The sequence below is a fragment of the Pseudomonas vlassakiae genome (genome assembly GCF_014269035.2).
Classification (GTDB): domain Bacteria; phylum Pseudomonadota; class Gammaproteobacteria; order Pseudomonadales; family Pseudomonadaceae; genus Aquipseudomonas; species Aquipseudomonas vlassakiae.
This window is the reverse complement of record NZ_JABWRP020000074.1, coordinates 1-256: the sequence shown is the minus strand read 5'-3', so window position 1 is coordinate 256 and position 256 is coordinate 1. Positions and strand designations below refer to the sequence as shown.

The following is a 256-nucleotide window of genomic DNA, read 5'->3' as shown; positions in this document are numbered from 1 at the left end:
CAGCGGGTCGGTTTCTTCGAGCAGGCGGGCGAACTCGTCGTACTTAAAGGTCAGGCGATTGCCGTCTGGCAGGTCGAGGCTGACCATGTTGCCCTGCTCGTCCAGCTCGATGGCGTAACGCTCGCCACCGTAGTCGCGGCTGGCGATGACGCGGTGGTCGGCGTTGTACTGCACCTCCAGTTCACGGCCGAGCACGTCGGTAGCCCAGCTGGTGCGGGCGTCGAGGTCGTAGCGGAAATGGTAGTGCTCGCCGTCG

1 pseudogene is annotated in these 256 nt (G+C 64.8%); it reads right to left on the bottom strand.

The window, feature by feature from the left end:
• Positions 1–256: pseudogene (locus tag HU738_RS25850) on the bottom strand (RHS repeat domain-containing protein); the annotation flags it as partial.